Source organism: uncultured Maricaulis sp. (genome assembly GCF_905480005.1).
Classification (GTDB): Bacteria; Pseudomonadota; Alphaproteobacteria; order Caulobacterales; family Maricaulaceae; genus Maricaulis.
This window is the reverse complement of the sequence record NZ_CAJQOO010000111.1, coordinates 1-23,506: the sequence shown is the minus strand read 5'-3', so window position 1 is coordinate 23,506 and position 23,506 is coordinate 1. Positions and strand designations below refer to the sequence as shown.

Below are 23,506 nucleotides of genomic sequence, written 5' to 3'. Positions count from 1 at the left end.
GGCGCTACGAAGCAAAGTGCAAAAGAGATCTGAAATGCCTCGCGATGACGGAATCGCAATGTCCTGGTTTGTAAAAGTCGAGGGTCGTGTTTACGGCCCCTATACCCCTCAACAAATGCGCGCCTTCGTCGGTGAAGGGCGGATTGCCGCGCATTCTCAGGTCTGCCCGGAACGCGATGGGCTGTGGCAGCAAGCCACGGACATCGATGACTTCCGCGAATGGCTAGGGGAATCAAAGACATCACCGGAACCCGAAAAGCGGGTCACACCGGGGGCCCGGCCGGCCAATTTCGTGGTCATCGCCGAGATCCAGTCCGAGAATGGCACCGAATTCCGCAATGCGCTGAAAGCCTATGGCGATCTGGAAGCCATCACCGGCAATACCTGGCTGCTGCGCGGCCCGACCACATCGGCGGTCTTGCGCAATGAGCTCAGTCACATTCTGGCACGCGAAGACAAGCTGCTGGTCATCGATGCCTCGCATGACCGCGCCGCCTGGTTCAATCTGGGTCGCGAAGCCGACCAGAATATCCGCGAATTGTGGAGCCGCGCCCACTAGGACGCTCCGCCGACAGCTTGCACGATGACTGACCGCCCGTTTTCCTGCCGGAAGACGGGCGGTGTCGTATCTGGCCCTGATTACCGGCGCGGGCCGGAGCCGCCGGTTCAGTCGATTCAGTCGATTCAGTCGATTCGGCGCAGACCGGTCTTGTGTTTCTTCCAGTTGGCGACGTAGTGGTCGGCCGACCAGCGCAACACCTCCGCCATGTCCTCGCCGAGCGTCTTGAGCACACGCCCGGGCGACCCGACGACAAGGGAATTGTCGGGAATTTCCTTGCCCTCGGTGATCAGCGCATGAGCGCCGATGATGCAATTCTTCCCGATTTTCGCGCCATTGAGAATCGTCGAGCCAATCCCGATCAGGCAGCCATCGCCGATCGTACAGCCATGCAACATGGCCTGGTGTCCGATGGTGACCCCTTTGCCGACGGTCAGCGGAACCCCCTCATCGGTGTGCAGAACGGCTCCGTCCTGGACATTGGAATTCTCACCGATCGTGATCGGATCATTATCGCCGCGAATGATGGCGCCGTACCAGACACTGGCTCCGGCTTCGAGGATGACGCGGCCCATGACTTCGGCACTCTCGGCCACCCAATACGCGTCTTCTCCCGGAAGGGTTGGCGTCGAATCGCCCAATGCATAGATCGCCATCAGCGTCTCCCAATTTTATTTGCGTGAAATATTCGCGACAGGCTCGTTCAGAACTTCTTCACCGGGTTAGACTGACACTGTAACCGCGATTCGAGACCTGCCCATCCGGTCCTGCATCGTTTCGGCAACTCCAAGGGAGGCCCGGGTAGACGGTATGACCAGTCTGCGTCCAAGCCCGCCAGGATCATCCGGTTCATCCGGATCCCTGCCCTTCGAGTCCATCGAATCGTTTTCGTTGCAATGTGTCTTCGCCCCTCGCCTTCCGGCCGAGGGGTTTTTCATGTGTGGAGGTTCCAGCCATGGGTAAGCGTAACGTCAAGCGTCGCCAGCGTGCCGAGTTCAATACGGCACATTATCAATCAGAAGAGACAAAGGTGCGGGCCCTCTTCCCCGGGACCAATTGGTCACCCGACACAAGGGAGCCCATGCGTGATCAGCGCTTCATCAAGAATGTGAAGCCGCGCTCTGACGGGCAGGCCAAGCTGATGAAGGCGGTCGATGATCACAATCTGGTACTGGCCCTCGGGCCTGCGGGAACGGGCAAGACCTTCCTTGCCGTCGCCAAGGGTGTCGAGGCCCTGGAGGCCGGCTCGGTCAGCCGCATCGTCCTTTCCCGCCCGGCAGTCGAGGCCGGCGAGTCGATCGGCTTCCTGCCCGGCGCCATGGAAGAGAAGCTGGCGCCTTATCTGCGTCCGCTCTACGACGCCCTTGCCGACCGGCTCAGCCCGAAAAAACTCAAGGCCATGATGGCCGAAGGCCTGATCGAGATCGCCCCGATCGGCTATATGCGCGGCCGCACCCTCAACAATGCCTTCGTTGTGGTCGACGAGGCCCAAAACTGCACCTACGGCCAACTCAAAATGCTGCTGACGCGGCTGGGCTGGAACTCGACCATGGTTGTCACCGGCGACCCGGCCCAGTCCGACCTGCTGCCGGAAATGTCAGGTCTTGGCCAGATTGCCGACAAGATGGAGGATCTCGATGATATCGCGGTCTGCCGTCTCGCCGCCGAGGATATTGTCCGCCACCCGCTCGTCGCCACCATGCTGACCGTGCTCTGAGCCAAACGGACCGACGACCAAAAAGACGCAACAATCCACGTAAAACGAGGCGCGGAGCTGGCTGGCTCCGCGCCTTTTGTCTGTGATCAGCTCAATGGATCGTCACGGGACGTTTGCGGTAGCGGACGAGAATACGCAGGGTCAGCGGATGGCGCCTGTCCGGATCCAGACCGAGGCGGATGATCTCGGCCCGCGCACGCTGACGAAGCCGCTGCGCCCGCAGATACTGCACCGCCACGAAACACCCGATTGCCAGATAGGCGACATATTCCGCAATCCCGTACCAGTCCGGCAGGAAGAGCCAGACACCCAGGGCGGCAATCGCCGCGAGGATGATGTCCAGCGGCCAGTTTTCCGACGGGTCGAAAAAGGCCAGGACCGGAATGATGCGCGGATCGATATCGCCCTCTGGATCGACAAGCTCGAGCAGACGCTCAAACTCGGCTGACTGGGTAGCCCAGACCCGATTGAGATGGGTCATCTCGGTATAGGGTTCGGCGCCATGTGGCAGCTCGCGATTGAGATAAAGGCAAGCCCGCATCAGCCACTCGCCGTCCTGCAGGCGGCCGCCTCCGGCATATCCACTCATCGGTCTGCTCCGCCGGCTTCCAGTGTTTCCGCCAGCCATTGCGCCGCCTGGTCCGGAGTCTGTCGGTCCAGGTCGACCTGCCGGTTGGCCTCGCGCATCAGCTCATCATCGATCGCGCCCACCAGTTCGGCCAGGATCGCCACGAGCGCCGGATTGGCGGCCGCGTCCGGTGACAGCAGAATGACCGCATCGTAAGGCGGCAGAACCGCCGCGGGGTCATCCAGCACAATCAGGTCAAAGGCCGCGATCCGACCGTCGGTCGTATAGGCCGATATCATGTCCACCTGGCCGTCCCGGACCGCCCCATACATGAAGGCAGCATCCATCGCGCGGGTCTGCATGGCGCCCAGCCCGTAAAGATCGCGGGTCATCACCCATTCCGGCCGCGAGAAGACTTCCGCGTCGCCGCCAACCGTCATCTGCGCCGCGAGCGGAGCAAGATCGGCCAGGCTCGTGACCCCCAGCGCCGCGGCTTGCTCGCGCGCCATGGCAAAGCCATAGGCGTTCTCGAAACCAAGCCCGCCGAGCGCGAGAATGCCATGTTCAGCCCACAGCCAGCCGGTCATTTCCGCGAGCATGGCGTGCCGGTGAATCGGCTCGGGACGGTTCATGACCGTTGCCCAGATCGTGCCGGAATAGTCGATATAGACATCGATTTCTCCCGTACGCAGCGCATCGAAGGCGATGGTCGAGCCGAGATTGTCGCGCCGGTCGATGCGAGCCCCCGCCGCCTCCATACGGCTCTCCAACAAGGCGCCGAGAATGTATTGCTCGGTGAAGGCCTTGGCACCGACCACGATGGTTTCGTCGGTCAGGTCCGCGGCGCCGCCAGCGATGACCGCGCTGTTCCGACCGGCCGGCTCGAAGGCGATATAGCGCGGTGCAACCGAAGCCGTAATCAAAATGGCAAGCGACAGACCGACGCCCGCAGCGAGACCACGCCGGCGCTCCCGCGCCGCCACTTCGAGCAGGCGGATCATCTGGTCGAGAATGATCGCCAGGCCGGCGGCGAAGAGGCAGCCGAACAGAACCGACAGCCAATTCCGCGTCTGCAGGCCGGCGAAAATGTAATTGCCGAGGCTGGATGCGCCCACTGGCGTCGCGAGCGTCGCGGCGCCAACCACCCAGACCACAGCAGTCCGCAATCCCGCAACAATGACCGGCAAGGCCAGGGGGAGCTCGACCTGCCAAAGGCGCTCGCCCGGTGTCATGCCGATCCCGCGCGCCGCCTCGCGAACCACCGGGTCAACACCCTGCAATCCGACGATCGTGTTCCGCAAAATGGGCAGGATGGAATAGAGCATCAGGGCGAGAAAGGCCGGAGCATAACCAATGGTTCCGCCCAGCAAGGGAACCATCAGGGCCAGCAAGGCCAGGCCGGGAATGGTCTGGATGATACTGGCCGCATTCAGCACGAGGCCGGCCAGACGCGGCCGACCGGCCGCTTGAATGCCAAGCGGCAGGCTGATCGCGAGGCCAACGAGGATGGCACTCATCGACAGCAGGACATGACCTGACAGCAGGTGCGGGAGTTCCGCAAAGCGTTCGGCAAGATTGGCGTTCATCCCGCCAACTCCGCAATAGCGCGCATTTGCCGACGCGGGGTATCGAGCAGTCCGGCCACATAGTCATCGGCCGGAGCGCTCATCAGCGCTTTCGGACTACCGGTCTGAACGATTTGTCCGGCACGCATCACCGCCACGTCCTGCGCCATGATAAGCGCCTCGGCCATGTCGTGGGTGACCATGACTGCGGCAAAGCCGAGCTCGGCCTGGAGGGTCTTGAAGTCCTGCTGCAGGGCGTCGCGGGTGATCGGGTCGAGGGCGCTGAAAGGCTCGTCCATCAGGACGAGTTCGGGGCTCCCGGCCAGGGCGCGGGCAAAGCCGACCCGCTGACGCTGACCGCCGGAGAGTTCAGCCGGCATGCGATCCCCGTATTCGGACGGGTCGAGCCGGACCAGTTCGAGCATTTCACGCACACGCAATTCGACCCGCGCCGGGTCCTGACCGGCGAGACGCGGGATCAGGCCGACATTCCGGCGCACGCTCATGTGCGGGAAGAGCCCGTCTCCCTGCATGACCCAGCCAATGCGGCGCCGGAGCGCAACACCGTCCAGGTCGGAAACATCCTCGCCCCCGAACAAAATCGAACCGCCTGAAGGCTCCTCCAGGCGGTTGATCATTTTCAACAATGTGGTCTTGCCGCAGCCCGAGGCACCCGCGAGGACGAGCAGCTGGCCGGCCGCGAGTTCAAGCGATACGCCCCGTACCGCCTCGACACCGCCATGATAGGTCTTGCGGACCGCGCGGATATCAAGAACGGGAGACGTAGCTGAGCTCACTGCTCTTCCAGGTCGATGTCCAGGATGGTGATCTCGAAGGAGTAGGACGTCTCGCCCTCATCGATAATCTTGGAAACGACACCGAGGCACTCATCCCCGATATGGATTTCGGCGCACTCGTCCGGACGGTTGCGGCACTGCACGACCATCTCCGGGTTGAGCTTGGTCTGCAGGAAAAGCTGAAGCTTCGCCGCTTCCAGCATGGTCATGTTCTTGTTCACGGGATCATTCTCCGGTCGGGGATTCGAAGTTGGCGCCTACTAACCCCATGACGGGGGTGCGCGTCCAGTATCATGCTGCCCTCGCGCCTGCACTCAAACGGCGCGTCGCCGCATCAGCCGGACCCCTGCGGCAAGCTCTGGTCCATGCTCTTGGCGGGCTCATCGCAGCAATTGCCGACAATCCTGGCCGGAACACCCGCCACGGTGCAGCCCGGCGGGACAGCTTCCAGGACAACGGAGCCAGCCGCGATGCGGGCCCCGTCGCCGACAACGATATTGCCGAGGACGCGCGCGCCAGCGCCGATCAGGACGCCCTTGCCGATTTTCGGATGACGATCCTCATGGGCAGCGCCGGTACCGCCCAGAGTGACTTCATGCAGGATTGAACAATCATCCCCGATCACAGCGGTTTCCCCGATCACGACCGAGGTCGCATGATCGATCATCACGCCGCGTCCGATCCGGGCTGCCGGATGAATGTCGAGGCCAAAGCGTTCACCGACGCGGCTTTGCAGGTGGAAGGCCAGGGTCTGGCGCCCCTCTTTCCACAGCCAGTGGGCGACGCGATGCGCCTGCAGGGCATGATAACCCTTGAAATAGAGGAAGGGCTGCAAAAGGCTCAGGCAGGCCGGGTCGCGCTCATCAATGGCGATCATGTCGGCGGCGGCCTGCTGGACGATGTCCGGGTCGCCAGCCAGGGCCTCCTCGGCGACATCCCGTGCCAGCATGGCATCAAGCTGGGCATCGGCCAGTTTGGCGGCGATGCGATAGCCCAGCGCGTCCGCGAATTTGGCATGACGCAGGATGGCTGCGTTCAGGAAACTGGCGAGGATCGGCTCTTCTGCTGCTGCCGAGGCCGCTTCAACACGCAACCGCGCCCAGATGGAATCCACACCCTTGCGGGCCTCGATGGGGGTCTCAACTTGGCTGAGTGGCATCACGATCTCCTCGCACCCTTGTCCAGCATGGCAACGGCCAGGTCTCTGTCCAGCGCGCCTTCCCGAGCCATGTAGTATGCCCGCAGCAGCATCGCTACCGTCAAGGCGTCACTTATCTTGCCCGAACTCACCTCATCGAGGGCATCAAGAAAGTGTATGTCCCGCGTGACCAGTTCTTCCGTCCCGTCCGGCTCGGCCTCGCCGGGGGTCAGTCCGGTGGCAATATAACCGATTGCCGCTTCATCCGTGACCGAGTTGGACAAGTCCATCCGCAGGATTTCCTGCCAGTGCCGGGCTGAATAGCCGGTCTCCTCGCGCAGCTCGCGGGCCGCACCATCCCGGGGATCGGTCCCGATCGGGCCGCCACCCTCCGGGATTTCCCAACTATAGCGATCCAGCGGAAACCGGTGCTGGCCGACCAGGATCAGTCGACCATCCTCAAACAGCGGCAGAATGGCGAGCGCGAGATTGGCGAAGCCGACAACGCCATAGACGCCGGGCTCGCCATCGGGCTGCCTGACCGCATGCTCGGTCAGGCTGATCCAGGGATTGCGATAGATTTCGCGACTGTCATTAACCTGCCAGGGCCCGCGTGAGCTCGTCATGGTGCACCATCATCACTGTCCAACGCCTCACAAGGGCTAGGCGTGTTCGGGCAGGCCGGGCAAGTCCGCCGCATTCCCGGCCGACCGCTCCCGATCGCGATGAATTGCCGCCAGCAATCGCTGCTTCTTGAGCGAAAGCCGCGTCATCAGCGTGAAAGCCGCCGGGGCGAACACCAAAGCCAGGAGCGCGGATCCGGCCACCCCCCCCACCATTGCGGCGGCGAAGGGCAGCCAGAAACTGTCGCCGGACAGGATCAGCGGAATGAAGCCGCCAATCGTGGTCAGCGTCGTGGAGACGATATGCCGGGTCGCGTCCATCACCGTTGCCTGGACGGCGCCGGCCTCAAGGGCAAGCGCGGCCGGATTGGCGCGCAGGGCCGACAACACGACAATGGCACCATTGATCGACAAACCCATCAATCCCATCGCGCCGACGATCGCATTGAAGCCCAGCGGTGTTCCGAACGCCCAGACCCCGAACATGGCGAGACCGACCGAGAGGAAGGCGACAACGAAGATCAGGCCGGCGAAACGGAAGGAATTGAAGGCGAGCACCACCGAGCCGATCATCAGGACCAGGAGTGGCAGCGCCGTCCCGAACAGTCCCGCCATCGCACTGCCGCGCTCGGCAGCCTCACCCGCTACCTGCAATTCATAGCCCGGAGGCAGGATGATATCGGCCTCGTCGAGGGCCGAGAAGAAATGTTCAAGTGCCGGGGCGGGCAAGGTGTAGGGATCGAGATAGCCATAGATCGTGTTCACCCGGCGCCCGTCTTCATGCGGGATGCGCGCGACTTGCGGGGCCAGAACGACATCACCAAGCGCCGCCATCGGGGAGGACAGGATATCGCTCCCTTGCGTGGCGAAAGGAGAGGCGGAAACGGCTGACAGGCTGGAACGCCGCGAGTCACGGGCAATGACCCGAACCGGCAATTCCTGGACACCTTCCAGCACGCTTCCGCCCACAACGCCGTCCAATTCGCCTCGCAACCGGTTGGCGAGATCGTCGAGACGAATTCCGGCGAGTTCTGCGGCCGCCTCATCGGCCATGATGCGCGCCACCGGCTCACCCATTTCCAGCAGGGCCAGCGTGTGGGTAACAGTGGGGGTCTGCGCCAAGACAGAGCGGATCTCATTGCCCAGCCGGTTGAGTTCGGAGAGCTCGGGTCCGACCAGGACCAGCTCGATCGGCGCGGGGATGGGTGGCCCCTGCTCGAATGGCAGGGTCAAGAGCCGCGCTTCGGGAAACTCCGACATCACACGCCGCTGCAGGTCCGGCAGGATGCGCGCCGTCGCCTCGGGCGAGACAGTGTGGACGAAGCCGGCGGCATAGCTCGACACACCGGACTGGTTGCCGACCACGTTGTAATACGTCCGCGGGGCACTCTCGCCGATCACCCAGGAGACCCGCTCGACACCCTCATAGGATTCGATCAGGGCGCTCGCCCGTTCGGTCTGGCGACGGGTTTCCGCGATCGAGGTCGACGAAGGCAATTCGAGCGACAGCTGGAACATGTCCCGATCGGTCGGCGGGAAGAATTGCATTGGCAGGGTCGATGCGGCCAGGAAACCGGCAATCGGCAGAAGGACACCGCCGACCAGTCCGGTCCAGGGGCGATGTGTCACCGCGTCGAGAACACCCCTGTAGAGACCGGCCAGCGGGCCTGCACCGATCCCGTGCCGCCAGAAACGGCGGGGACCACCGGCAATGGCCGGATCATCGAACCAGGCGGCGAAGGCACCGACCACGGTCATGGCAAGGAGGAAGGAGGAGACCACCGCGAAGATCACGGAAATCCCGATCATGGAGATGAACTCGCCAGCCGCGCCCGGCATCAGGGCGATCGGCGCGAAGGCGAAAACCGTCGTCAGCGTCGACGCCAGGAGTGGCGCGAAGAGGTGGCGGATGGCCTTGTCGAGGGCCTCCAGGGGCTGCGAGCCCCGGGCCCGCATCAGGCGGTATTCGTCGACCACGACAATCGCGTTGTCGATCAGGAGTCCGAGCGCAACGACCAGCCCGGTGACCGACATCTGGTGCAGCGGCTCGTCATAGATGCGGGTCAGCAAGAGCACAGCCAGCACTGTGAGCGGCAGGGCCGAACCGACGATCAGGGCGGCGCGCCAGCCCATCATCAGGAAAAGCACGGCGAAGACGATCAGCGCCGAATAGCCCAGATCCCGCGCCAGCCCGCTCAGGCGCGTATCGACATAGTCGGCCTGGCGAAAAATCGTTTCGACCTGCACACCGGGCACCGAAGCGGCAAAATCGGCGACCACGGCATCGGCCGACGCTGACCAGGTATCGACGCGCAGCTCCGGCTGAAGATAGGCCGCCACAAAGACAGAGCGTCGTCCATGGGTCGTCGCGATCGCTTCGGCCGGGGTGCGGGCGCCTTTCTCGACCTCGGCGACATCACCGACGCGAATGAAGTCACCATCGGGGCCCTCACCCAGCGCGATCGCGCGGATGCGGTCCAGCCCGTCGAATTCGCCGGCAATCTCGACATTGAGATCTGTTCCGCCAGCGCGCAATTCGCCGGCGGGCGATTTGGCGTCGGCACTGGCGGTGAGACGCGCGAGGTCAGCCATGGTCAGGCCGACAGCGGCAAGCGTATCCGGATCGGCAAGGATTCGGATCTCCTCCTCGACCTCACCGAAAATCGCCGTCTCCTCGGTCCCGCTCATATTGCGCAATTGCGATTCCAGATCGATCGCCAGGCGGGACAGGATGGCGAGGTTTTCATCGCCGCTCTCACCCCAGTTGAGCGAGACAATCATGGTCGCGGCGCCGAGATATTGGCGGCGCACATCCGGGGCGATCACGCCCGGCGGCAGGCTGGGCCGGACGCTCTCGACCTGTTCGCGGATCTGCGTCCAGGCCTGATTGACCTGGGTCGCATTGAGATCTTCCCGGATCTGCAGCTGGATGACCGAAATGCCGGAGCGCGAATTTGAACTGGTCGTATTGATCTCCGCCAATTCATGAATGGCGTTCTCGAGCGGCTCGGTGACCAGAGCCTCGACCCGTTCGGCCGACGCCCCGGGGAAAGCCGTGACAACCAGCCCGAAACGCTCGGTCAGCGACGGGTCTTCCTGGCGGCCGAGCGAGAGCAAGGCTCCGAAACCGGCCGCGATCAGCAGGATGACAGCGAGGGCGGTGAGCCGCGAATAGCGATAGAAGAGCGTGCTCATTGCGCCCGGCTTTCCTGTACGGCAGGGACCACCCGCTGGCCGGGTGTAATGCGTTGCAGGCCGGAGGCCAGCAGGAGCTCACCATCATCAACAGCGCCGCGCACAAAGACGCGTTCGGCCTCGATCCGCACCGTTTCAACAACCCGCGGCTGGAGTGTGTAGGCATCGTCTTGCGGTGTGAGAACATAGATTGACCACAAGCCGCGGCGGCCTTCGGCCAGCGCCGCTGTGGGAACCCAGAAGCCTTCGGCAATGATGGGGGTCTCGACCGCCAGGCGGACGATCTGGCCAGCGGCAACCGCCTGACCGGCTTCCAGATCAAAGACCGCTGTGACCGTGCGGGTCTGGCGATCCACGACGCTGGACGAGGCGCGGAAACGCGCGGCAACCGGCGCAATCTGGCTGTCGACCTGGAAGGCGACGATATCGTCGCGCGCATAGCCGGCCGCGACGGACTGGGGCAGGCCGACGCGGACTTCCAGGGAATCGAGTTCGGCCAGCTCCAGCAAGGGCTGGCCGGGCGAGGCGATCGCCCCCTCATCGGCCCGCCGGGCCGTCACCACACCATCGAAAGGCGCCGTGATGACCGAGAGGTCGAGCTGGACACGCAGCGCATCAGCCGCCGCGGCGGCAGCGTTTTGACGGGCGAGCGCCGCCCGCGTCGAGGTTCGCACCTCATCGAAGCGTTGCTGGGAGATATGACCCCGTTCGAGCAATTGGGACTGGCGGCTTTCTGTTTCACTGGCCAGCGCAGTCTGGGCTGCCGCCTCGGCTGTCTGGGCGTCCGCCGCGGCGATCTGGGCCTCCACCGCACGCACATCGAGACGGGCCAGAAGGTCACCGGCCTGTACGCGGTCGCCGACATCCACATTGATGCGATCAATCCGGCCTGCGCGCTCGAAGCCCAGTGCGCTTTCACGGCGAGCGGTGATCAGGCCGGGGAAGAATTCGGCAATCCGTGCGTCCGGATCATAGTCCGCGCGCAGGACGGAAACGCTCAATGGCGCCGGCGCCGCTGCGGTGAAATTGGCGTCAGCCCTCAGCGTCGTGACGCCGAAGACCATCAGGGCGACCAGGATAGCGGCCAGTCCAACTGCGCTGCCAGCGCCCATGCGCCGCTTGTATAATGACATGAGAACACCCTCGTCCTGTCGCGTGACGAGGATATAGTACAGTAAATACCGTTTGAGAAGTGAACGGCGTTTACAAATTTATGAATACAAATTATTCGTTTTTGATCAGGCCCCGCATGATCATGTCCATTTGCAGGTCAATCACCGCATCCAGAGACACATGTTCCGACCCCGGCATGCCATTGGGAAAGTCGTCCAGGCACACAATCAACATGGTCAGACCATGCAGGCTGGCCCACACCGCTTTCGAGGCCACTTTCGGATCGACGCTCCGGAAAGCGCCCTCGGCCTGCCCGGCAGCAATCATTTGCACCAGTTTTTCCTCGGCCTCGAATGCGACTTCCTTTTCATCATGCAGATGCGGCTTGGCCGTCACTGATGTCGAGAACGCCATCATGTAGTGATTGGGCTCTTCCATGCCGGTCTCGATATAGGCCCGCATGCAGCGGGCGCAAAGGATGGCGGTTTCGCCGCCCTCATCCATCGCCGCGTGAATCCGGGCGAGCAGCCGCTCGAAGAACATCTCGCGGATGGATGTGAAGAGTTCGTCCTTGGAGGCGAAATACTTGTAAATGGCCGCGGGCGAGTAATCGATGGCCTCGGCAAGGCGGCGCATGGAAATACCTTCTTCGCCCTCCGAGGTGAATATCGCCTCGGCCGCATCAATTATGGCTTCGCGCACCTTGCGGCGACGGCGATCGGCCGGTGTGTCATCTTCGACGGCGATTTCAGCGTTCATACTTGTTACGTTTCCCCAACAACTCGATATGAGTGCAGTCCCCGAACACAGGTATACCGACCACGGACCATTCAGGTCAAAGATAGTCTAGCAGTCAGCAGGTTGCCCTTCATAATGAATGATACCCCACTTCCGTCATTTCCAGCACCCGGCGAACGCCTGGCACCGAGCCATGCAAGCGCAGAGACGATCGCACTTCTGACCCGGCGCCGTTCCGCGACTGCCATTACCATGGCCGAGCCCGGCCCTTCGCCGGCGCAGCTGGAGCAGCTTCTCGGCATCGCTGCCCGCGTCCCGGATCATGGCAAGCTGGCCCCCTGGCGCTTCATTGTGTTTGACGGCGCGGCGCGCGCTGATTTCGGTCAGGTCCTCGGCAAGGTCTTCGCGGCCGCCAATCCGGACGCAACCGAATCCCAGGTCAAATTCGAGGCCAATCGGCTGACGCGCGCCCCACTTGTTGTGGCCGTGATCTCGAACGTGCTCGAAAAGCACAAGGTTCCGGAATGGGAGCAAATCCTGTCATCCGGCGCTGTCTGTCAGAATATGCTGATTGCGGCCTCGGCCCTGGGGTTTGGCGCACAATGGCTGACCGAGTGGTATGCCTTTGACCCCCAGGTAAAGGACACGCTGAACCTGCGTTCGGGCGAACGGATCGCGGGCTTCATCTATATCGGGACCGTCTCGGACGAACCGGTTGAACGCGCCCGACCGCCGGCGCGGGTCGATTTCTGGGGTCGCTGACGCCGCTTCAAAGGCCCGGCCGGTCAGCCGCGCCCGCGATAACCCGGCACGTCCTGATCCGGGAGCCAGACGCCCTTGGGCGGCTCACCGGTGGCGAAGAAGACATCGATGGGGATGCCACCACGCGGATACCAATAGCCGCCAATTCTCAGCCAGACCGGATCCAGAACTTCGACCAGTTTCTGGCCGATCCCGGTGGTACAGGCTTCATGGAAGGCACCATGATTGCGGAAACTGCCCAGATAGAGTTTGAGAGACTTGCTCTCCACGATCCAGTCACGCGGCACATAATCGATCACCAGATGCGCGAAATCCGGCGCCCCGGTCACCGGGCAGAGCGAGGTGAATTCCGGGCACACGAATCGCGTCATGTAGGGCGCATCACAGGGATTGGCGACACGCTCGAGCTCGGCGGTTTCGGGATTATCGGGCAGCGGGGTCGACGCCCCCAGCTGGCCCAGATTGTCATAGCGATCATCAGTCATGGCGCCGACTTAGTCCCGGCCCGCGCGACAGGCAAGCCTATCCTGCGACAAGCACCTCATCCGGCACCGGCATCGCGGTGCGCGAGAAGACCCGGCGAATACTGAAGCTGGAGACCAGACGGGTCACGCCCGGCAGGCTGGACAGGACTTCACGATGCACGCGCTCATAATCATTGGCATCGCGGACCAGGACGCGAACCAGATAATCGGCATCGCCGCTCATCAGATAGCATTCCATGACTTCGGGCACATGCTCGACGGCCTCTTCAAACCCGACCAGCGTATCGCGCTTTTGATTGTCCAGCGTGACCTGGACGTAGACGGTGATGCCGCGTCCCAGTGCCTGCTCGGAGAGGATCGCCACATAGCGGTCGATAATCCCGGCGCCCTCCAGCGCCTTGACCCGCCGGTGGCAGGCGGACGCGGACAGGCCGACCCGCTCGGCGAGCTCGGCATTGGTCAGGCGGCCATGCTCCTGAAGCTCATTGAGGATGGAGATATCAACACTATCAAGGCGCAAGACACACCCTCCCGGACATCGCGGCAAAATCCGCAGATCATTCTGGATTATCGCGAGGGCTTGGTATATACGTCGCCCTCAACGTCGATTGTTGCACGATAATTCACAACAATCACTCCGCCTTGTCAAATTTAATCACGCAGACGGCTTCTGACGCAAAAAGTATCGAAGAAGCGCCGCACTGCCCAACCCGTGAGGGATGATCATGCGTATCGGGGTTCCCAAGGAAATCAAAGTTCGCGAATACCGGGTCGGGCTGACGCCGAACAGCGTCGCTGAATTTGTGCGCCACGGCCACGAGGTGTTCGTCGAAACCGCCGCCGGTGAAGGCATTGATTTCACCAATGAGGATTATGTGGCAGCCGGCGCGACCATTCTGCCCGACGCCGCTGCGGTCTTCGAAGCCGCCGAAATGATCGTCAAGGTGAAGGAGCCCCAGCCGTCGGAAACGGCGATGCTGAAGCCGCACCATACGCTCTATACCTATCTCCACCTCGCTGCTGACCCGGTACAGGCCGAAGGTCTGCGCAAGTCGGGGTGTGTCTCGATCGCCTATGAAACGGTCACCGACCGCGACGGACGCCTGCCCCTGCTCACGCCGATGAGCCAGGTCGCCGGACGGATGTCGGTCTCGGTTGCAGCGCATTGCCTGATGAAATCCGAGGGCGGTCGCGGCACCATGCTGGGCGGCGTCCCCGGTGTGCTGCCGGCCAAGGTCGTGATCATCGGCGGCGGCGTCGCCGGCACCCATGCTGCCGAGATGGCAATCGGGGCGCGCGCCGATGTCACCGTCTTCGATCGCTCCAATCGCCGCCTCGCCGAGCTCGACGAGCAATTCTCCGGCGCCGTGAAGACGGCCTACTCAACCCAGGCCGCCCTCGAGCAGGCCGTGCGCGAGGCCGATGTCGTCATCGGCGCCGTGCTGATCCCCGGTGCTGCGGCGCCGAAACTGGTGACCAGGGAGATGCTCAAGGAGATGAAGGACGGCGCCGTGCTCGTCGACATCGCCATCGACCAGGGCGGCTGTTTCGAGACCTCCAAGGCCACCACGCATGATGACCCGACCTATATCATTGACGGGGTTGTCCATTATTGCGTCGCCAACATGCCGGGCGCCTATGCCCGCACGTCCACATTCGCCCTGAACAATGCGACCCTGCCGCTCGGCCTGGAGATCGCGAACAAGGGTACGAAGAAGGCCATCAATGAGAACCCGCATCTGCGCGAGGGCCTGACCACGGCCGAGGGCGAAGTCTGCCATCAGCTGGTCGCCGACGATCTCGCCCTGCCCTGCGTCAAGCCGGGCTGGCTCAACGCCTGACCTCAAACGCTGCAAACATGCTTCATCGGGGCGGGCACTGCCAGGTGTCCGCCCCTTTGCTTTTGCACATTGGGCCGTTACAGCGTGCAAGTGTCACAAGAATCACCGAGCCTGTGACAATCATCGCGGTTGGGGAGACCGCTGGACGAGGGGATAAAGACGTGGCCCAGCGCTATGACCTGGTCATCTTTGATTTCGACGGAACCCTGGCTGACAGCCTGACCTGGTTTCGTGGCGCGCTCGGCGAAGTCGTCGACAAGCACGGCCTAGACCCGATCTGCGAGGAGAAGGCGGAAGCCCTGCGCGGACTGACGCCCAAGGCGATCATGGACGAGCTTGCCATCCCGGCCTGGAAAATCCCCTTCATCGCCGCCGATGTGCGCGCTCGCGCGGCAGAGAATGTCCACCAGATCCACCTGTTTGACGGCATTCGCGACATGATCGGGGCCCTGTCGGATCAGGGCGTCTCCCTGGCGGTTGTGTCATCGAATGGCGAGACGGCTGTAAAGGCCGTGCTGGGCGACACCCTCGCTGCCCGATTTGATCAATTTGCCTGCGGTGCCGCATTGTTCGGCAAGGCCGGAATCTTCCGCAAGGTAATCAAGCGCGCCGGGACAACGCCCGAGCGCACACTCTGTGTCGGCGACGAAGTTCGCGATATTGATGCGGCCCGCGAGGCCGGCTGCGCGGCAGGCGCGGTGTATTGGGGCTTCGCGACGCCCGACATTCTGAACGCCCAGTCACCGGATCACTGCTACAGCGCGCCTTCGGACATTCTCACCAGTCTGGGCGAGTCCGCACGCACGTCTCAGCGCGCCTGACCGCGCGGCCCCGCCCTCAGGGCAGGGCCGGTCGGCATACCCTATCCGCAAACACGCGCCTTCGCGGCGTCATACTCGGCCTTGAGCTGATCGATATAATCGGCTGCCGGACGCACCTGCTTGACCGAGCCGATGCCCTGGCCAGACCCCCAGATATCCTTCCAGGCCTTGGCCTTGGAACCGCCGCCCGATCCGAAATTCATCGCCGAGGGATCGCTCTCTGGAAGCGCGTCCGGGTCGAGGCCGGCATCGATGATGGACTTTTTGAGATAATTGCCATGCACGCCGGTGAAGAGGTTTGTGTAGACAATGTCTTCGGCGTTGCTGTCGACGATACCCTGCTTGTAGGCCTCTTCCGCGCGCGCTTCCGCGGTCGCGATGAAGGCCGAGCCGATATAGGCATAATCCGCGCCCATCGCCTGGGCCGCGAGGACACCGCCACCGGTCGAGATGGCGCCGGAACACAGGATCGGACCATCAAACCAGGACCGCGTCTCGGCGATGAAGCCGAAGGGCGACAGGGCGCCCGCATGTCCGCCCGCTCCCGACGAGACACAGATCAGACCGGTCGCGCCCTTTTCGATCGCCTTGTGGGCGAAGCGCTGATTGATGACATCGTGCAGCGTGATCCCGCCCCAGCTCTGAACGGCCTGATTGACCTCGGCCTGGGCCCCCAGCGAGGTGATCACGACCGGGACCTTGTACTTCTCGCACAGCTCCAGGTCTTCCTGGAGGCGGTTATTGGAGCGGTGGACGATCTGGTTGACCGCAAAAGGCGCCGCCGGATTGTCCGGATTGGCGCGGTTGTAACTCTCCAGTTCCGAAGTGATCTGGTCCAGCCACTCGTCGAGCTGGCTGACCGGGCGCGCATTCAGCGACGGAAAGGAGCCGACAATGCCGGCCTTGCACTGGGCCAGGACGAGGTCCGGATTGGAAATGATGAAAAGCGGCGCGCCAATAACAGGCAGGCGCAGCTTGCCCTTGAGAATGTCGGGTTCGGCCATGGGATTCCCCTCTAATATATCGACCAGGCTCGCGATCGCTTCTGGTGGCGATCCGCGATTGAACAGGGTTCGCGTCGAACGTTAGAGAGAGCGGTATGGGATGTCGAGCGCGCGGTGAAGCGCGTTACTCATCATGACTGGCAGCGGCCTGCACGCCCTCGCCTGCACCGGAGAGGATCAGGGCGAAGAGCAGTCCGATCAGCGCGTCGCTGGTCAGCATCCAGCCCAACGTCCACCCGCCGACAAAAAGCCCTGCATCAATAAGAATTCGTCGTGTCATGGGGGCCAAAAAACCCCACGAACCGGGCCAAGATAAGGCCGTTTGGTGGCAAGCTCAGAGGGACGGTGCGACCTTGCGTCCCACCTGTGCCGGTCAGCCGGGCTCTCCGTCCGGCGGCGCGTCAACATGCGCCCACATATAGTAGGCCAGCCAGGAGCGATAGGGTTTGAACAGACCGGCAGTGCGCACGGTCTTGCGTCGTTTCGAGGTCAGTCGCTCGAGCGTCTTGCGGGCGGCCACATCGCCATCCGGCCAGACATCGCCCTCGCCGAAATAGAAGATATTCATCATGTCAGCCGTCCACTGACCGACCCCCCAGATCTCGGTCAGCCGCGCCGTGCGCTGGTCGATCGGCAGGCTTTTGAGAAGACCGGTATCCAGACCGACGGTCCGGTGCGTCTCGGCAATCGTGATAATCGTCCGCGTCTTGGCACCGGACAGGCCGCAAGCGCGGAGGGTGTCGGTATTGCCTGCACAGAAATGATCAAGCAGGTCGACATCACCGGAACTGTCCTCGACGCGGGCCCAGATACTCTGCGCCGCCTTGACCGATATCTGCTGACCGGCAATGGCGCGGCAGAGATAGGCCGGAAAGGGCAAGTCATCGCGCCGCGGCAACTCCATCGGGCCGAGCTTCCGGATTGCGGCGTGCAAGTCCGGAAAGAGCGGCTCCGACGCGGCGAGAAGGTGATCATGGACGGCGCGGTGCGACATGCGCTCAAACTAGCCATCCCTGCGCCCCGTGCCCAGCCGGGATATTTTGCCTCATGGTGCGATGGCCGAGCCGGTGCTATCGGCAGGCCATGATGTCCGATCTGCGACATATGCGCGGCCTGCTCGCTCCGTGGCTGTTTGCCCTGGCGATGATTGCTGTCCTCCAGCAATCCGCCATTCCGCGCGGCTACATGCTCGATCGCGGGCATGACGGCCAGCTTGCCGTGGTCCTGTGTACGGCCCAGGGTTCGATCACACGCTGGCTTGATCTTGAAAGCGGCGATTTGAGCGAAACGCCTGGTGGCGACGCATCCGGCAACACGGCCCAGCATTGCGCGTTTGGCGCCGCTGTCGCCCTGGCAGCCCTGCCGCAAACGACCAGCCTCCCGCCGCGGATCGCGCAAACGGATAGCGCTGGCGGTCCGTATCTGGCTCAAACAGCGCCGACCAGGGCCCATGCCCTCCCCCCGGCGCGCGGACCGCCTGCAACGCTCTGATTCTGCCTCACCCTGATTGAATCAATGGCCCACCCGGAGTGTACCGGCGTGCGCCCTGGAGCGTTTCCATGCCCCCTACCTGTTTGCAGCACAGCTGCGCCTTGATCGCGCTGTCGGCCAGTCTTTCATGGCTGGCGCCGACCGCCCTCGCCCAATCCTCTCAGCCCCCCCTTATTGATGTCATCACGGTCAGCGCGCCACAGCTCGACACTCCGGCACGGGATCAGCTCGACCCGGCAGCGCAGCCCATCGTCGCCGGTCCGGACACGACGCAGATCATCGCGCGCCTGCCCGGAGCAGCAGCGGTCAGCAATGGCGCCCTGTCTGGCCAGTTGCAGTATCGGGGCCTGTTCGGGACCCGGCTCGCCATTCGCATCAATAACCAGGCCATTGCCTCGGGTGGTCCGAACCTGATGGACCCGCCGCTCCACTATGCGCCGTCAGTCCTGGTCGACCGCATAGAGATCGCCCGCGGCGTCAGCCCGGTCAGCAACGGGCCCGGCCTGGGCGGCGGTTTCGATGTCTCCCTCAAATCCGGCAGATTTGCCGACACCCCGCAGTTCAGCCTCAGCCATGACCTCTCACTGGCAACCCGTTCGGTGGATGACAGCACGACGGCTGGCGGGCTGGTCGGGCTGGCCAATGACACGATCCGCCTGCACGTTCTCGGCTCTCTGGAAACCGGCGGAGATCGCGACACGCCGCTGGGACGCATCGGCGGCAGCGAGCATGAGCGGCGCGTTTTCGGGCTTGGCGCTGGCTGGCAAGCCGGCCCGCACGAGCTGACCGTCGATCTGCGCCGCAATGAAACCGGCCCGACCGGCAACCCGCCCTTCGCAATGGATATCCGCTTTATCGACACCGACACGGGGCGAATTGCCTATACCGGCACGTTTGATGCGGCTCGGCTCGACCTGTCGGCGGGCTGGAGTGATGTCGGCCATGCCATGAATAATTTCAGCCTTCGACCGGCCCCGGCCTCGCCCATGAGATGGCGGGAGACCTTCGCCTATGCCGAGAGCCACACGCTTGCTGCCAGCCTCACCGTCCCGGCAATGGGAGGCGAATTGCGCGCCGGCCTTGACCGGGTCGACACGGATCATGATGTCACGATCACCAATCCGATGAACCCGAATTTCTTTCTCCGCAACCTGCCCGACATTGCCATCAGCCGCACCGGCGGCTTCGTGGAATGGACTGGCGAAATGAGCGGTGGATGGCAAGGCGAGTTGGGTCTGCGCGTCGATCACCACGAGGCCCGCTCAGGCCTCGCCTCGACTGGCAGTGCCGTTCCCGCCATGCCGGGCATGCTCGCCATGGCCGCCAATAATGCCGACCGCGACTGGCAGGGCAGCACGCTGGACGCCGTTGCCCGCCTCTGGCGCCCGCTGACGGACACCTCCCGCCTGCGCCTGACACTCGCCCGCAAGACCCGGGCGCCGGGCTATCTGGAACGCTTTGCCTGGCTGCCGACTGCGGCCAGCGGCGGTCTGGCGGACGGCAATACCTATGTGGGCGACACCGGGCTCGTGCCCGAGACGGCCTGGATTGCCGAAGCCGGGCTCGACTGGGCCAATGACCACGTCTACGCACGGCCGACCGTCTTCATCCGGCGCATTGAAGACTATATCCAGGGCGTGCCCTTCGACGCCACGCCGGGCGTGACCGATACACCGGTTGAGATGGTCGCCGGCATGAATGGGGACACCACCCCGCTGCGCTTCGCCAATGTCGAGGCAGAGCTGTACGGGCTGGATGCCGACTTCGGCTATCAGATCGATTCCCGCTGGCGCCTCGACGGCTCGGTCAGCTGGGTCCGCGGCAAGCGTCGCGATATCGATGACAACCTCTACCGCATCGCTCCACCCCATATCCGCCTGGGTGCCAGCTATGACGCTGCGCGCTGGACGGTCACACTGGAAAGCCTGGCGACCGCGCGCCAGGACAATGTCTCCCGCTCCAATGACGAGACGGAAACGCCCGGACAAGTCCTGATGAACCTCTATGGTCGCTGGGACATGCGCCCCGGAGTCGCGCTGGCTGTCGGAGTCGAGAACCTGCTCGACCAGACCTGGCGGGACCATCTCGCCGGGGTCAACCGAAATGCGGGCTCGCAAATCGGTCTGGGCGAGCGCCTTCCGGGCAATGGGCGTTCAATCGGGCTTCGCCTGACGGTCCGCGGCTAGCCGGGATCAGGGCCACGCTGACGAAGCTTGGCGTGGCCCATCCGGACCGGAGGCTGACCGGCTTGCCGACCCGGCCGCTGAACGTGACGGCTCGGCGGCGCGGAGAGGGTGATCGCGGACGGTCCCCTGGCGACTCATGGCCGGCTGGGGTCTCAAGTAGTCCGGACGATGCCAGGGATTGATCACGACACAGAATGACTGAATGCTCCCGAGCTGAGACCAAGGGGACACCGCACACCATGAAACTCTTTCGACTGATGAGCCAGATCCATCTCTGGCTGGGCGCGGCCTTTGGCGTGCAGGTCATGCTGTGGCTGATCTCCGGCCTCATCATGGTGATCATTCCGATCGAAGTGATACGCGGCGAGCATTTGCGGCATGACCCGGCCGAAAGCGTACTGGACTGGACGAATGAGGCCGTGCCGCTGGCGACCATCATCGCCGCGCAGGATGGCGAAGTGACCTCCGCCCGCACTGGCTGGCTGGCCGGTTCGCCGGTCTGGCGACTTGAAACCACTGACGGCCCGCTCATGATCGACGCCCGCACGGGCGACGACCTGTCTCCGGTTGGCGAAGCGCTGGCCCGCGAGATTGCGACGACCCGTCAGAACGGGCTGGGCGAAATCACGGCGATTGATTGGCTGACCGATCCACCACGCGAAGCCGGCCTCTCCATTCCCGCCTGGCGGATCGAGTTCGCCGCGGGCGAAACAACGCCGCCGACAACATTCTACATCAACAGCCAGACCGGCGAGTTGCGCGCGGTGCGCACCTCGGCCTGGCGCGTCTATGACTTCTTCTGGGGCGTGCACATCATGGACTGGTCGAGCCGGGAGAATTTCAATTCCTGGTGGATCAAGATGACCTCGATCATCGCCATACTGTTCGGTATCGCCGGGGTTTACCTCACCGTTCACCGCCTGTGGATTATGGCGAGGCGCCGCCGCCCGAAGTGAGAAAACAGACGGGGCCTGCCCATGGCGAGCGGCGGTGAGATCAAAGGCAAATGAGATCACAATTGGTGCGGGCGGCCGGACTTGAACCGGCACGGCCTTGCGGCCGGCAGATTTTAAGTCGTATACAGGAGTCTCTATTATACTGTTTTAAATCAATATTTAATCGTGCGATTGTATTTTGTGCACGATATTGTGCTCAATTCGACCAAATTCCGACCCCGTTAAAGCTGCTTGATGCCCCTGACCAGCCATCGCCTTCGGCCACTAGACGAAGGCCCCGGCTCTCACGCGCTGTAGTCTAAGTAACTTTGTTCGACTCTCAGCCATCAAGTCTCCATCCTGTAGAGCATCCAAAATTTCCGGTGCTCCATAGGGCCAGCGATCGGGATTATCGGGCAAAATTGCTTCGAGCAGCTCTATAACAGCGTCAGGATGGTTTTTGATGATGGGGTCGCCAAGTTTGGTGACACGGGGAAGCATGACATCCTCGCTGTCGAAGGATGTCAGAAGAGGAAGGATTTGCGAGGCGAGATCACTGAAACTGTCAGTTTGTGAAAATAGTAGCTCGACCATGCGCTTGGCGACTTCAGGAGTTCGTGCCTTCTTCTGACGAGGCCAAACCTCCGCGAACAAGTGCTGAATGGCGGCACCCCACCTCGCCGGATCTTCCTTACTCCATCGCTCCAACAACCAGAGCATCTGCGTACGGAATCGATCACTTCCATTTAGGATCGTAGTGGCCAGCTCATCGTCCGTGATGAATTGAGGTTCATCGTCAGCTGGGGCCCAGCCGATGAGAAGGAACGCTGCAAGAACCTCCAGATGAAAACCTTCACGGCGCTTTGCGACCGGACTCGGAAGCCGAAGAAGTTCTGGCTTGAGTTGTTTGAACAGCTCGACGGTTGGCATTTTTCCATTCGATAGAAAGCCAGCCCATGCCGCATCGTGATCATCTACCGCGTCGTCGGATTTCATAAGACGCAACAGATGTTGATCGGTCCATTCAGGAGCGACGTAGTAGAACCAATTCAGCCGCTGGGTGAATGTTGTGATCGCAAATCGTCGAGCATCTCCTTCGAGTGCGAGAAGTCGCTCAACTTTGCGCTGCCAGCCTTCTGGGAAACCTTGTTGAGGCTTGCGGTCTTTAGTATCTGGGCCTCCGAACAGTGCCTCCGCCAGGCGCCCCGTTGGAGCATTCAGAGCTTCCGTCATCCACTCGGGTGCTGCAGAACCACGAACAATACCCCCGGACATTGGTTCAGGTTCCGACGAAAGTGAATCCAGGCACAAGTTCCACACATCGTCGAACAATCCGGCATCCGTGGACATCAGGCTTGATGAGTGATCCTCGATCCATCTTGTGACTGTGTGCGCCATCGCGACGATTTCTTGAGGTGGAAGCAGCAATACCGCTTTCGAAACCACGTCATCCGGTAACGGATTAGGATCATCTTTTTCTGACCAGCCCAGAAACTGTTCCCATGCCCAGTGAGGGAAGTTGTTATTACCAGCCTCATGCATCAAGGCGTCTGGGGCCAACTGTGGCTGCTCCTTTCGGAGCCCGATGAACGGCTTTCGCTCGGTCAACCTAGACGGTCGCTGCTTCATCAATTCGAGCGCTTTGGGAATTACTTGGTCGGCTGGGAGTTTTAGCAGCAGTGACGCGTCGTCATCCTCTTTAACCCAACCGCCGCCGCCATCCATTCCCTCGACAGCTGCATCAGCGGCTTCGGGACTCCAGTCGGGAATATGCTTGCGGTATTTTGCTGTAGCGACATCAACATCAAACCCAAGAATGCACCCGTTCTGCGCTAGCCAATACAAACGAGATGACACGTTGTAGGCGCGCCGTCGGTTAAATTCTTTGAGTTTCTCGTCTTTCCATTGCTTACGACCACGAAGAATACGCTTCGAAATTCTTGAACGGTTGCGGAGCGAGAAATCGTC

The 23,506-nt window shown here is 62.5% G+C and carries 24 protein-coding genes; 8 read left to right on the top strand and 16 right to left on the bottom strand.

Annotated elements, in window-relative coordinates:
• The first annotated feature begins 34 nt into the window (after positions 1 to 34).
• Positions 35 to 559 (top strand): DUF4339 domain-containing protein, encoded by a 525-nt coding sequence (locus QZ266_RS09925; RefSeq protein WP_295694639.1) that lies wholly within the window; start codon positions 35 to 37, stop codon positions 557 to 559.
• 125 nt (positions 560 to 684) lie between these two features.
• On the opposite strand, the gene QZ266_RS09920 is transcribed toward QZ266_RS09925, so the two are convergent.
• Positions 685 to 1,215, bottom strand: coding sequence for a gamma carbonic anhydrase family protein (locus tag QZ266_RS09920; RefSeq protein WP_295694638.1), 531 nt, complete (start codon positions 1,213 to 1,215; stop codon positions 685 to 687).
• 299 nt (positions 1,216 to 1,514) lie between these two features.
• Between QZ266_RS09920 and QZ266_RS09915 the strand changes: the two genes are divergently transcribed.
• Entirely contained in the window at positions 1,515 to 2,276 is a 762-nt protein-coding gene (locus tag QZ266_RS09915) for a PhoH family protein (RefSeq protein ID WP_295694637.1), read from the top strand.
• Positions 2,277 to 2,367: 91 nt separating this feature from the next.
• Here the strand turns inward: QZ266_RS09915 and QZ266_RS09910 are convergent, their stop codons facing one another.
• The 9 genes from QZ266_RS09910 to QZ266_RS09870 form a co-directional block, all read right to left on the bottom strand.
• On the bottom strand, positions 2,368 to 2,865 hold the full coding sequence (locus tag QZ266_RS09910) for a hypothetical protein (RefSeq protein WP_295694636.1): 498 nt from the start codon (positions 2,863 to 2,865) through the stop codon (positions 2,368 to 2,370).
• On the bottom strand, positions 2,862 to 4,430 hold the full coding sequence (locus QZ266_RS09905; RefSeq protein WP_295694635.1) for an ABC transporter permease/substrate-binding protein: 1,569 nt from the start codon (positions 4,428 to 4,430) through the stop codon (positions 2,862 to 2,864). Before QZ266_RS09905 ends, QZ266_RS09910 begins: the two co-directional genes overlap by 4 nt.
• A complete protein-coding gene (locus tag QZ266_RS09900; RefSeq protein ID WP_295694634.1) occupies positions 4,427 to 5,206 on the bottom strand; it encodes an ATP-binding cassette domain-containing protein in 780 nt (259 codons plus the stop codon). The genes QZ266_RS09905 and QZ266_RS09900 overlap by 4 nt, the downstream gene beginning before the upstream one ends.
• Positions 5,203 to 5,427: a DUF3126 family protein gene (locus QZ266_RS09895; RefSeq protein WP_295694631.1), complete on the bottom strand. Its 225-nt coding sequence runs from the start codon at positions 5,425 to 5,427 to the stop codon at positions 5,203 to 5,205. The genes QZ266_RS09900 and QZ266_RS09895 overlap by 4 nt, the downstream gene beginning before the upstream one ends.
• A gap of 113 nt (positions 5,428 to 5,540) precedes the next feature.
• Positions 5,541 to 6,365: a serine O-acetyltransferase gene (gene cysE / locus QZ266_RS09890; protein WP_295694628.1), complete on the bottom strand. Its 825-nt coding sequence runs from the start codon at positions 6,363 to 6,365 to the stop codon at positions 5,541 to 5,543.
• Positions 6,365 to 6,970, bottom strand: coding sequence for an NUDIX hydrolase (locus tag QZ266_RS09885; RefSeq protein ID WP_295694626.1), 606 nt, complete (start codon positions 6,968 to 6,970; stop codon positions 6,365 to 6,367). The genes cysE and QZ266_RS09885 overlap by 1 nt, the downstream gene beginning before the upstream one ends.
• 36 nt (positions 6,971 to 7,006) lie before the next feature.
• Entirely contained in the window at positions 7,007 to 10,162 is a 3,156-nt protein-coding gene (locus tag QZ266_RS09880; RefSeq protein WP_295694624.1) for an efflux RND transporter permease subunit, read from the bottom strand.
• Positions 10,159 to 11,295: an efflux RND transporter periplasmic adaptor subunit gene (locus QZ266_RS09875; protein WP_295694621.1), complete on the bottom strand. Its 1,137-nt coding sequence runs from the start codon at positions 11,293 to 11,295 to the stop codon at positions 10,159 to 10,161. Before QZ266_RS09875 ends, QZ266_RS09880 begins: the two co-directional genes overlap by 4 nt.
• A gap of 91 nt (positions 11,296 to 11,386) precedes the next feature.
• Positions 11,387 to 12,034 (bottom strand): TetR/AcrR family transcriptional regulator, encoded by a 648-nt coding sequence (locus QZ266_RS09870; RefSeq protein ID WP_295694618.1) that lies wholly within the window; start codon positions 12,032 to 12,034, stop codon positions 11,387 to 11,389.
• Positions 12,035 to 12,148: 114 nt separating this feature from the next.
• Here QZ266_RS09870 and QZ266_RS09865 point away from each other — a divergent pair, with 114 nt between their 5' ends.
• Positions 12,149 to 12,775, top strand: a complete 627-nt coding sequence (locus QZ266_RS09865) for a nitroreductase (RefSeq protein ID WP_295694616.1) — start codon at positions 12,149 to 12,151, stop codon at positions 12,773 to 12,775.
• A gap of 23 nt (positions 12,776 to 12,798) precedes the next feature.
• Here QZ266_RS09865 and queF read toward each other — a convergent pair whose 3' ends face one another.
• Positions 12,799 to 13,260, bottom strand: coding sequence for a preQ(1) synthase (queF, locus tag QZ266_RS09860; RefSeq protein ID WP_295694613.1), 462 nt, complete (start codon positions 13,258 to 13,260; stop codon positions 12,799 to 12,801).
• A 37-nt stretch (positions 13,261 to 13,297) separates the two neighbouring features.
• The gene (locus tag QZ266_RS09855; RefSeq protein ID WP_295694611.1) at positions 13,298 to 13,780 is read right to left on the bottom strand and encodes an Lrp/AsnC family transcriptional regulator; all 483 of its coding nucleotides are present in this window, start codon (positions 13,778 to 13,780) and stop codon (positions 13,298 to 13,300) included.
• Positions 13,781 to 13,985: 205 nt separating this feature from the next.
• On the opposite strand from QZ266_RS09855, the gene ald reads away from it, so the two are divergent.
• Positions 13,986 to 15,101, top strand: a complete 1,116-nt coding sequence (gene ald, locus QZ266_RS09850) for an alanine dehydrogenase (protein WP_295694608.1) — start codon at positions 13,986 to 13,988, stop codon at positions 15,099 to 15,101.
• Between the two features lie 161 nt (positions 15,102 to 15,262).
• Positions 15,263 to 15,922, top strand: coding sequence for an HAD hydrolase-like protein (locus QZ266_RS09845; RefSeq protein WP_295694606.1), 660 nt, complete (start codon positions 15,263 to 15,265; stop codon positions 15,920 to 15,922).
• Positions 15,923 to 15,963: 41 nt separating this feature from the next.
• Here the strand turns inward: QZ266_RS09845 and QZ266_RS09840 are convergent, their stop codons facing one another.
• The 3 genes from QZ266_RS09840 to QZ266_RS09830 form a co-directional block, all read right to left on the bottom strand.
• Positions 15,964 to 16,926: a nitronate monooxygenase family protein gene (locus QZ266_RS09840; protein WP_295694603.1), complete on the bottom strand. Its 963-nt coding sequence runs from the start codon at positions 16,924 to 16,926 to the stop codon at positions 15,964 to 15,966.
• A 124-nt stretch (positions 16,927 to 17,050) separates the two neighbouring features.
• A complete protein-coding gene (locus QZ266_RS09835; RefSeq protein WP_295694601.1) occupies positions 17,051 to 17,206 on the bottom strand; it encodes a hypothetical protein in 156 nt (51 codons plus the stop codon).
• Between the two features lie 93 nt (positions 17,207 to 17,299).
• Complete coding sequence (locus QZ266_RS09830) at positions 17,300 to 17,920, bottom strand: DNA-3-methyladenine glycosylase 2 family protein (RefSeq protein ID WP_295694599.1); 621 nt, start codon at positions 17,918 to 17,920, stop codon at positions 17,300 to 17,302.
• A 92-nt stretch (positions 17,921 to 18,012) separates the two neighbouring features.
• Between QZ266_RS09830 and QZ266_RS09825 the strand changes: the two genes are divergently transcribed.
• From QZ266_RS09825 to QZ266_RS09815, 3 genes are all read left to right on the top strand, one after another.
• Positions 18,013 to 18,417 (top strand): DUF2946 family protein, encoded by a 405-nt coding sequence (locus tag QZ266_RS09825; RefSeq protein WP_295694597.1) that lies wholly within the window; start codon positions 18,013 to 18,015, stop codon positions 18,415 to 18,417.
• 68 nt (positions 18,418 to 18,485) lie between these two features.
• On the top strand, positions 18,486 to 20,603 hold the full coding sequence (locus tag QZ266_RS09820) for a TonB-dependent receptor (RefSeq protein ID WP_295694595.1): 2,118 nt from the start codon (positions 18,486 to 18,488) through the stop codon (positions 20,601 to 20,603).
• A gap of 239 nt (positions 20,604 to 20,842) precedes the next feature.
• Positions 20,843 to 21,559, top strand: a complete 717-nt coding sequence (locus tag QZ266_RS09815; protein WP_295694593.1) for a hypothetical protein — start codon at positions 20,843 to 20,845, stop codon at positions 21,557 to 21,559.
• A 264-nt stretch (positions 21,560 to 21,823) separates the two neighbouring features.
• Here the strand turns inward: QZ266_RS09815 and QZ266_RS09810 are convergent.
• Positions 21,824 to 23,506, bottom strand: a 1,683-nt coding sequence (locus tag QZ266_RS09810) for a hypothetical protein (RefSeq protein ID WP_295694591.1), incomplete at its 5' end; no start/stop codon positions are given.